Origin of the sequence: Mycobacterium sp., assembly GCF_049278535.1 — a bacterium.
Classification (GTDB): Bacteria; Actinomycetota; Actinomycetes; order Mycobacteriales; family Mycobacteriaceae; genus Mycobacterium.
In genome coordinates, this window is the sequence record NZ_JBAPMI010000011.1 from 1 (window position 1) to 10,138 (window position 10,138).

The 10,138-nt window shown below is 65.0% G+C and carries 8 protein-coding genes and 1 tRNA gene; 1 reads left to right on the forward strand and 8 read right to left on the reverse strand.

Going from position 1 to position 10,138, the window contains the following annotated elements; genetic code table 11:
* Positions 1-35: 35 nt before the first annotated feature.
* The 7 genes from WAO18_RS00670 to WAO18_RS00700 form a co-directional block, all read right to left on the reverse strand.
* Positions 36-1,157 (reverse strand): DUF4185 domain-containing protein, encoded by a 1,122-nt coding sequence (locus tag WAO18_RS00670; protein ID WP_422203033.1) that lies wholly within the window; start codon positions 1,155-1,157, stop codon positions 36-38.
* Between the two features lie 502 nt (positions 1,158-1,659).
* Positions 1,660-3,357, reverse strand: a complete 1,698-nt coding sequence (locus WAO18_RS00675) for a diguanylate cyclase domain-containing protein (protein WP_422203035.1) — start codon at positions 3,355-3,357, stop codon at positions 1,660-1,662.
* A gap of 123 nt (positions 3,358-3,480) precedes the next feature.
* Complete coding sequence (locus WAO18_RS00680) at positions 3,481-6,162, reverse strand: ATP-binding protein (RefSeq protein ID WP_422203037.1); 2,682 nt, start codon at positions 6,160-6,162, stop codon at positions 3,481-3,483.
* Between the two features lie 92 nt (positions 6,163-6,254).
* Positions 6,255-6,881, reverse strand: a complete 627-nt coding sequence (locus WAO18_RS00685) for an SAM-dependent methyltransferase (protein ID WP_422203039.1) — start codon at positions 6,879-6,881, stop codon at positions 6,255-6,257.
* Entirely contained in the window at positions 6,878-7,651 is a 774-nt protein-coding gene (locus WAO18_RS00690) for a PIG-L deacetylase family protein (protein ID WP_422203047.1), read from the reverse strand. Before WAO18_RS00690 ends, WAO18_RS00685 begins: the two co-directional genes overlap by 4 nt.
* A 2-nt stretch (positions 7,652-7,653) precedes the next feature.
* Positions 7,654-8,604, reverse strand: coding sequence for an acyl-CoA dehydrogenase family protein (locus WAO18_RS00695; protein ID WP_422203041.1), 951 nt, complete (start codon positions 8,602-8,604; stop codon positions 7,654-7,656).
* Entirely contained in the window at positions 8,601-9,320 is a 720-nt protein-coding gene (locus WAO18_RS00700; protein ID WP_422203043.1) for a glycosyltransferase, read from the reverse strand. Before WAO18_RS00700 ends, WAO18_RS00695 begins: the two co-directional genes overlap by 4 nt.
* A gap of 419 nt (positions 9,321-9,739) precedes the next feature.
* On the opposite strand from WAO18_RS00700, the gene WAO18_RS00705 reads away from it, so the two are divergent.
* Positions 9,740-9,859: an ANTAR domain-containing protein gene (locus WAO18_RS00705; protein WP_422203045.1), complete on the forward strand. Its 120-nt coding sequence runs from the start codon at positions 9,740-9,742 to the stop codon at positions 9,857-9,859.
* Between the two features lie 204 nt (positions 9,860-10,063).
* Here the strand turns inward: WAO18_RS00705 and WAO18_RS00710 are convergent.
* Positions 10,064-10,138, reverse strand: a tRNA-Tyr gene (locus WAO18_RS00710).

Genomic DNA, 10,138 nt, shown 5'->3' on the forward strand with positions numbered 1-10,138 from the left:
GCCGTCGTCGAAACTCGGGCCGACGTCCAAAAGCCTTAGGGCAGCACGGTGTGCATCAGCATCACGTTGTACGACGACCACAGGGACAAATTGAAGTAGAGGTCTCTACCCGACGACCAGGGATGGACGAACGGCGCATAGATGCCGCCCGGGACCTGGGTCGACCTGACGAGCACTTGCGGCGCACTCCATGGTCCCTGCGGAGCCGACGCAGTTCTCATGACGACGTTGTTGACACCGTTGCAATACAGCACTACGTATTTCTGGAGATACGCGTTGTATTGGGCGGACATTTCGCTCACCGGTGCCGGAATCACCGCCGTGGCAGCCGACGGCCTGTTGAGTACCCATGACCCGGCGCTGCCGAAGTAGCCTTTGTTCCAGTATTCGTACTGGCTAAGGTCGAGCACCGAGTTCTCCGGCACTCTGGCCAGATGCGCCGCACCGCCGCGGCCGGACGGGGTCCCGAATGAATAGACGTAACCGTCGCCGGGCCGCATGAACGCCCCTTGCTGAAAATTCTGGTTTCCCGAGACGAATCGAACTCCCGGGACGCGGCCCAGCCCAGCCGCACGAATCGTCGCAAGGTCGACCGACCAGTTCTGGCCGTTGTCGGTGGACGTCGCGATCGCCGAAAAGTTCGTCGTCCAGCGACCGGGATTGCCCCACTGCTTGACGGACATGAAGTTGATCAATTGGGTTGCGCCAACGGAGATGCCGGCGGTCGGGATGACCGACGGCTCCGATGCCGCCAGGTTGAGGCTGCCGATGTTCTCCTTGGAGAAACTCGGCTGATCTTCCGGTGAGCCGGACGATGGGTCACCAACCACGCCATCTGGCACCGTGATTCCGTCGCCCAGGTTGCGATCTGGGCTGCGGAACATCGTGTTCCTGCGCCATTGCTGGCCCGGGACGCTGCAATCGCCGTAAGTATCGCCGAATGCCATCAGCACCTGGTCGTTACTGGGATTGCCGTTGTCCCAGAGGATTCCCAGGTCGGCCCCGGACATGCCGAAGCGTTGGAAGGTGTTGTTGGGGCTGCCCGGTCCGTTCACCCAGCCGGCGATCGATGTGGTCGGCGCTGGGACCGCTGCTGCCGGGGCCGGGGCGGTATTCGGATTCTGCTGAATGCCGTTCGGGACCGATTGGTTGCCCATGCCGGGCGGACTGGGCCAAGGGATCACCGCCCCTTGGTCTTCCAGAGGCGCGGAGGTAATTGAGCCAGGTTCACCGGGAAGCAGACCCAGCCTCGGCAACGGCGCCCGGTCGTCCGCACCGAGAGGCTTGCGCCCGATCGGAAGATGGTCGACCGACCGTGGCACAGGAATCATCGGCGCCACGCCGCTCGCTCCCGGGGCAGGAGTTGTTTGCGCGCACGGCGCGGCGGTCGCTGGTGGCGCCACCTCTACGGGAACGATCATTCCGATGACCGCCGCTGACGCCACAGATACCGATGCGAATCGTCGAAGCGCCGACATGTCACACCTCTTCAAGTCAGCGACGTCGCTTTCGAGGTCGACAACTGGTTGATGTGACAATAGTTACTTCTGTGCACTCTGTGGTTCCTGATGCACTGATTGATACGTGCCCGAGACCAGGTCGCAACCCACGAATGCCTAGCTCAGGCGCGGCCCACTGACTCCGTAGGCCGCCCCTCGCTCATTGAAAAAACGGCTCTCGGAAATGACTCGTCGCGCGGCCCGTTGTTTTCGCGTCGTACATCGCAAGATCGGCATCGCGCAGGATTTCGAGCGCATCGCGTCGTTCGTCGGCCCGCACCGTTGCTATACCGATACTGGCGCTGATACAAGTGTAATCTGTTCTGGTACGGCCACTTTCGTGCGTTATCAGTATCGGTTCCTCAAGCGCTTTGTGCAGCCGGTTCACGAGTTCCTCGAGTTCGGTCCACGTTATGGGCGCGGCCAGCAGCGCCACAAATTCGTCGCCCCCGACGCGCCCGATCACGTCGTCGGGGCGCAACTCTCGACGGAGACGTTGGCCGGCAATTTGAAGGACGGTGTCACCGGCGTGATGTCCGAGCGCGTCGTTGACGCTCTTGAATTTATCCATGTCGATGAAAAGCACTGCGCTCAAACGGTGCTCAGCGGCGGTAATCGCGTCGGTGATTAGCGCGACCAGTCGAGAACGGTTGGGCAGCCCGGTCACCAGATCGTGGGTGGCCTGATAAATGAGTTGCTGATGCGCGTTGTGCTGTTCGGTGATGTCGGTGAATGACACCAGCACCGACGATCGGCTTGGATCAGTGGGATCGAGGAACGACCAGTTCGCGGACAGCCACAACCTGCGGCCGTCGCTGCGTCGGTCGACACCATAGACACAGCCCCTATTCGGGGTGAGGGTCAGCCTCTCAAGGACCGGCCGTTGATCGGAGCCCAGCAGGCGGCCATCAGCGTTATAGACCGGAATTGCGGCGGCTTTCGCCAAGTCGAGGATGTCGACTCCACTCGTCGGTACGCCCATCAGTCGCAGCGCGGCCGGGTTCACTGATTCCACCGACCCGTCCGGCGCGATGACGAGCACCCCCTCTTCCAGGGAGGCAACGATGGCCTGGAAGTGCTGCTCAGCGCGCCGCAGGGCGGTCTGGTCGGCACACAACACCACATATCCGTCGTCCATCCGGGACGCCGACACCCGCACAATCAGCGCGGAGCCGTCGGCGCCGCGATGCGTCGCGTGCACCACTCCCCCGGCGGCGACGATCGCTGCCGGAGCCAGTCCAGCACCGACCACCTCGGCGATCGGTAGCCCTAACGCTGCGGCAGCCGGCCGGCCGTAGATTTGTTCGGCCGCCGGATTCCAACTGGTGACCACGCCCGTCAGGGTGGTCGCCGCGATGGCATCACTGGCATGGGTGACCAGCGCTGCCTGGAAGCGCAGGCTCGCCTCCGCGGCCCTTTGCGCGGTCAAGTCCCGGAAAATCACCTGGCGAGCGGGCTTGCCCTCCCACCGCGTGTCGACTGCCAGCGCCTCAATCTCGCGGGTTTTACCGTCGAACGTCAAGATCACCAGTTCCAGAGGCGGTTCTATGCCCCCGTCATCGCGGTGGGCAGCCAGGTGGGCGTGCACCGCGGGAAGCGAGTCGGGGTGCACGAAATCCGTGACGAGACGCCCGAGGAACTGGTCGGCCGATTGGGCCGCCATCTTCCGCACCAGGGTTTCGTTCACATACACATAGCGGCCGTCTACATGCACGCCGATCGCAACCGGACTGTGGTCGAGCAGCCACCGGTACCGCTGTTCGGCTTCGTCGACCCGCAACTGCTCAGCCGCAGCAGCTAATTCCTCGCTGCACCCGACGACATGCCCTTCGCTGAGTAGATCTCCCAAGCGCCCCACCAGCCTCGTTCAGCGATATCGCCATTGCTGAATAGTGCAGCACAGAACAGACGCTTGCGCAGACTTATCGCGATGACCTCGACGCCGCGGCGATGGCTTTCGATGCCGCAGCCGACGGGCATTTCAACTGGACTGGTCGAGTTCTGTTCGGGCCTGGTCGATTTGGTCGTAGGCGTATGCCGCCATGGCGGGGATGGTCATCTTTTCGCCTGCACCGGCGAGCGATTCGTAGGCCGGGTCGCCGAGGACATCGCGTAGGTGAGCGATGGTGGTGTTGATCTCGGGAAAGGCCAACGCCGTGAGGAGGTTGAAGGCGAACCCGGCGATGGTGGCCGCCGGTTCGTGGCGTCCGAGCCGATCGAAAAGGGAGGCGAGGATCGCGAGGGCGCTGCGCACCCCGGTGGTGTTGCCCGCATCGTGGTAATTGCGGATCACCAGCGTGGCGTGATCGAGGGCGGCCAGCGGGTCACCGTGTGCGGTTTCGAGGCGGGACAGCTGGCCCGCCAGGAGTGACTCGGTGTAGCGGTTGGCGCTGTCCTGAGCGATCACCAGGCCCCGGCGCAGGGCCTCCAGCGATCCAGCGGGATCGGCGTCGCGGAAGGCGTAGCCGTGGACGAACAGCGCGTATGAGAGCACAAACGGGTTGTTGATGGCTTCGGCGGCCTCGATCAGGCCGGTCGCGGCGGCCCTCGCCTCCTCACCGCGACCGGAGAGCGTCAGCCCGAAGACCAGTAATGCCCTGGTGTTTCCATGGGTGTCGCGGCCGCGTTCCAGCTGGGCGCGGCACCATTCGACCATGCGATCGGGCCGGCCGACGGCCAGGTACGCGGCGCCCAGCGCGCCCTCGCCGCCGAAGGGCACCTCGTAGCGGCCACTGCCGATCACCAGCTGGCCCGCGTCGGCATAGCGGACCGCCGCCTCGATGCGTCCAGGATTGCAGCAGTACGACGCCATCACGTACAGGAACGCCAGCCGGGGATGGTCGACGGCGCGGGCGGGCTCGATGAGCTCTTCGGTCCAGGCGATCGGCTCGTAGTTGTCGACCCACAGGCCGACGAATGAAGCATAGGTGGCGATGGTGGCGGCGACATCGAGGTCACCTTGGTTGGCGGCCCACCGAAACGCGGTGCGCAGATTGGCCATCTCGACGCTGACCCACGCGTAGGCGTCCCGCTGCCGGGGGCTGTCCCACAGGGCCAGGATGTCAGCTTCACGTCCGGCGAAGTGGCGCGCATGCGCGGTACGTACCTCGGTCGCCGAACCGCCGGTGGTGAGTTGCTCCTCGGCGAACTGGCGGATCGTCTCCAGCATCGAAAACCGGGTCCGCCCGGATGACCGTTCGGCCACCAGCAGGGACTTGCGCACCAAGGCATCCAGTAGATCCAGCACGGCGTACTCGTCAGCATGATCGAATCCGGCTACCGCGCAGGCGCTTTCGAGATCGAATCCACCCGCGAACACCGAACCGCGCTCCAGCAGCGCCTTCTCCGCATCACCGAGCAGGTCGTAGGACCACTGCACAGCGTGGCGCAACGTCTGGTGGCGCTCGAGGCCGCGCCGGGCGCCGACCAGCAGCCGGAATCGCTGATCGAGCCGATCACGCACCTCGCTAGCGGTCATCGACGCCATCCGCGAGGCCGCCAGCTCGATGGCCAACGGGATGCCGTCGAGGCGGCGGCAGATCTCCACCACCGCCTCCGCCTCGCCGGGCCGGGCCAGCGAGAAATCCGACACGACACTTTGCGCACGGTCGATGAAAAGGTTCACGGCGGCGGATTCGGTTCTGGAGCTAACGTCGAGCGACGGGACACGCCATAACTGTTCTTCGCTGACCCCCAACCCTTCGCGGCTGGTCGCGAGAACCGTTACGGTCGCCGAGGCGGCGAGGATCGCCTCGACCAGATCCGCGACACTTTCGACAACGTGCTCGCAGTTGTCGAACACCAGTAGCCGGACTCTGCCCTCCAATGCGCCCGCGACACTGTCAGCCACGCTCTTCCACGGCTGTTGGATGATGCCCAGCACCGCGGCCACCGCGTCGGGCACTGCCGCCGGATCGGCGACCGCGGCCAAGTCGAAAACCCAGACCCCGTCCGGGAACTCGTCAGCCAATCGGGACGCGACCTCCAGCGCCAGGCGCGTCTTGCCGACCCCGCCCACCCCGGTCAACGTCACCAACCGATGAGCCTTCACCGCGCCTTGCACCTCGGCGAGCTCGGACTCGCGCCCGATGAAGCTGGTCGCCGCAAGCCGCAAGTTGCCCGGGCTAGTGTCTAGCGCCCGCAACGGCGGAAAGTCCGTGCGCAGGCCCTCCGCTTGGACCTGAAAAATCCCGACCCGGGTCGGCAGGTCCCGCAACCACCGCGGTCCCAGATCGATGAGATCAACACCGTTGAGTACACCCGCCGTGGAGTCGGCCAACAGGATCTGCCCGCCGTGACCGGCAGCCATCACCCGCGCAGCGCGGTTGAGCACCGCACCGAAGTAATCTCCCTCTCGCAGCTCGGCTTCCCCGGTCGCAACCCCCATCCGCACCGGCAACTCCAACCCCCGCTGCGCCGCCACCGCCGCATCCACCGCAGACTTCGGCGAGGCGAACGCGGCTAACACCCCGTCACCGGTGTGTTTGAACAGCCAGCCGCCATGAGTCTCGATGGCCCGGCGCAGTGCCGCGTCGTGTGCGGATAGTGCCACCCGCATCGCCTCCGCGTCCGCCTCCCACCGACGCGTCGAACCCTCCACGTCGGTGAACAGAAACGTCACCACCCCCGAAGGAGCAGCCGCAGCAGAAGCAGAAGCGGACATACCTGCACAATCTCACAGCAGACTTGCGGTAGCACCCAGTCCGGTGCATTCGCGGATCGCCGGCCGTGCCAGTTGCGCCAATATTGCCGGCACTAGCGTGCCCCCGGTACATGTTCACGTGCCGCTACCGACCGGCCGTCTCCGGTGTCGAAGACCTCGACGACGACGTCGGAGTCCCGATAGCAGGCCAGCGGTGTCAGCCCCGGGGTGCGCGCGATGACAGCGTGCGCCGCGTCACCGTCGAGCGGGTAGTCGGTCACGGTGCGACGCCAATGTGCGGCAACGATATTCGCGCCTGGCTGCAGCCGCACGCATTCACGCTGCAACACCGCGGCCAATGTGTCTTTCTCCAAATAGTAGGCAACCTCGCTTAGCACCAGCAGATCGAACGGACCGGGCGGCCACGTCGCGTCGATAGACGACCGAGCAAGCGTCACCCGATCGCGGCAGCCGGCCTCGCGCAGTCGCGCATCGGCGCTGCGCAGCGCCGCATCTGCGACATCAGTGGCGGTCACGTGAGCGCATCGCGAGGCCAGTTGTGCGGACAGTGCGCCTATCGAGCAACCGGGCTCGAAAGCGTGCCGGTAGCGCTGTTTGGGCAGCAGGGCCAATGTGATGGCGTACTTGCGCTGTTCGTACCAGCGAGTTGCCAATTGCCACGGATCGTCTGCGTCGGCATACATCCGGTCGAAGTAAGCGTCGGGCAGTCGCGCGCTCACCGAAACAGCACCTCTCCCACCGTCAGCAGTCGCGGCAAGACGAAAGATGGCAATATCGGCGCCGAGCCGGTGGATGCCGGCTCGAACTGGCTGCGAAAGCATTGCGCTGCAAGTTGTTTCCGGCCAACCGCCATGCCGGACGTGGGTACGGAGTAGGCACGATCCCACGGGACCATGGGGTCGCCGGGCTTGGCCCAGTGCCACATCCAAACCGGATATTCGAGCAGGACGGCGCCGGTGCGGCCGCATGCGGCCGCGGTCGCCCGCCCCACCGCCTCGTGATCGGGATGCCCGTCACCTCGCCAGGTGGCCGCACACCACGCGTGGGGCACAGAGCTTTCCAGGATCTCCGTGAGCAAATCGCAGAGTGCGTCCTCGCAGCCGGAAAGTCGGCCGTCGGGCAAGCCAAGTGATACGGGCGTCGGAGCACCTAAAATACTTGCCGCTCTGCGTAACTCGTGTCTTCGCGTAGTTTCCAAACGGTGTTGTTCGGTCCGCGGGGCACCGGGATTGGCGGCGCCGCCGTCAGTGACCGACACCACCTGGACATCGACACCTGCCGAAACCAGTTGCGCAACTGTCGCGCCCAGACCGAGAGTTTCGTCGTCCGGGTGGGGCGCGACCACCACCAGGCCGGGGCATTCGGCCAGATCGAGGCGCGGTAGGGGCCGCTGTTTGAGCGCAGCAAGCCATGCCGCTGCCGACGTACCCCCGCTGATGAGCGGTTCAGCCGCGAACCTAACGGAGTTGCTTGTCTCGATCGTTCGCAACGTCATCCGCTACGCCGGTGGCCCGCAAGCCGGCCAAGCTCGGCCAGATCCCGCTCGGCGTGGCTCTGTCGTATGTAGATGGTCAGATCGGCCACCCGTTGCGCGTGCCGACCGTCCTGACACAGCGGGCCCGGTCCCAGAGCGCGGCCGGTGCGGGTGATGGCTTCATCGGCCGCCTGTTCCACGATCGTGCGCGCCCGGCGCGCCAGCAATTGGGCCTGGTTGAAGCGGTCGAATGGATCGGCATCGATGCGGGTGGCTGCGTCGGCCAACATCGAATCGCCGGCGGCGAGCGCGGCGTCCACGGCGCCCAGGTGCGCCAAGGCGTGCGGGTCCGCGGATTCGCTTGCTGCGCAGCGGTATAACGGTTCAGCTACCTTACGTGCACCACCGAGCCAGCAAGCGGCCACACCGATCGCACCGTGCCAGAAGCCCGGTCGGCTCAAGTACTCACCCGGCCCGCCCACGTCGACCGCGTGGGCGCCGGTGAATTGCACCGGCCGGGTGTCACTTCCGGCCATGCCGGCGTTCCACCACGTGGCCGGCAACGCTTTGACGGCGGGTTCGGATACGGCAACGGCGAACAGACCCTGGCGTCCGTCGTCGAGCTGAGCGGTCACCAGCGCATGGGTGCAGAAACCCGCCCCCGAGCACCACGCCTTGGTGCCGTTCAGCGTGAACGCACCGCCGCGGATACGGGTTGCAGTCAATACCGCGTGAGGGGCTTCGGCCGCCCAAACACCCCACAGTTGATCTGAATCCGGTGGCTTACCGCCCAATTCGTGGAGGATCGCGACAGCGTCAGCATGCGCCTCGACGATCCTTGCCGCCACGATGTCGTCCTGAGCCAGCAGCATCAGACGTTGCCAGCGCTCGGCAGTACGTCCCGATGCCGGCAGGGGTAGCTCCAATCGACCCGACTCCAGCCAGTGCTTAACCAAACCCGCCGTCACGCGCAGTCCCCCGATTTCTCCAACTGATCGAGGCGATCAGCGAAGCCCCCCGGGGCTTTGGCCAGCGTGCGCGACGACGTGATGACCGACAATTCGGCATCCCGGTGAACGCTGTAACCGGCGGCCTCGAACCGCGCTACCAAGTCCACATCCTCGCCGGAGGGCAGCGCGCGGAAGCCGCCGACTCGCCAATAAGCCTCGGCGCTGAACCCCATGTTCGCGCCATGGATGTGATCGTGGTGGCCACCTCGATGCTTCCGCCCGATTCCGTAAGTCCGCAAGTAGCGTTCAGCGACGTCGGGGGAACGGTGACACCAGTCGTCGACGCGCACCACGCCCAACACCATGTCTGCGCCGAGGCCCAGTTGATGTAGCAGCCAGTCGGGGCCGACCCTGCTATCGGCGTCGGTGGTCGCATACCAGCACTTTGTGGTGTCGGTGACAAGCGAGCGGGCATAAGCGAAACCGGCCGCCCGGGCGGCACCCACGTTATGGGCCTCAACGCTGATGAAGTGCACGTCGGGCCCGAATTGACCGGCAAGTTCCGCGCTGTCGTCATCGGTGGCGTCCAGGACCACCACGATGGCGACCGGTATCGGCGCGCACAGCGCGGCGGTCACCACCGCACGCAGACTGCCCGATAGCTCGGCGTGCTCGTTGTGCGCCGGGATCACAACGATTGCCCGCTCATGGACACGCGGCGCAGGCGCTAACATAGCTGCTCCATTGCCCATTTTGCGGTCGCTTAAACAGGCAAACGGCTGCAGAAGTCATGGAAGGGCGAAAACATGCCCGCCGATAACGAATTTGACAAATTGCTGTACGCGGAAATGGCGCGGCTGGTCGAGAATGGCCCCTACAGCCGAAATCGCCTGCCAGCTTGACGCCGTTCAGCGGCGACTAAATCAAGGCCCGTGTTTGGCGGCCGCTGTGTCGGACTCCACACCGCCCGCGGGCGCTCCGGTGCGCTGAATCTGTTCGGCTACGCGCCCCACGATTTCACCAACGAAGTCCAGGCCGTCGCCGCGATGCTGGCCACCCACGCCGCGATGGCATTCGCCATGGGGACAAGCAAGACCAGTTCCATTCCGCGCTGGCCAGCCGCGACGCCATTGGACAAGCCAAGGGCATCCTCATGGAGCGATTCCAGGTGGACGCGGTACGCGCCTTCGAGCTACTCAAACGGCTGTCGCAGACCGAGAACACACCCCTGCGCGATGTCGCCGCCGAAGTGATCAAATCGCCGAAAAACTAGGCCGATTCGTCTGTGTTTTGGTGGGGGCAATCAAGGGAAACAGATGGCAAGCGTCGGCGCTGAGGTCGGTTGCATTTCGGTCTGGCGTTAGGTGACCCGGCGGTGGCAACCCTGGCCAGTTCAGCAGCGAGCTGCTGGCCCGCTGGGCCACCGATCCCGACGCTGAGCATTATTGTCAGCGCCGGGATTAGCTTTTGACCTCAGTGGCAGATCCAGGATTCGAACCTGGGTAGGCGTTAGCCGACGGATTTACAGTCCGCTCCCATTGGCCGCTCGGGC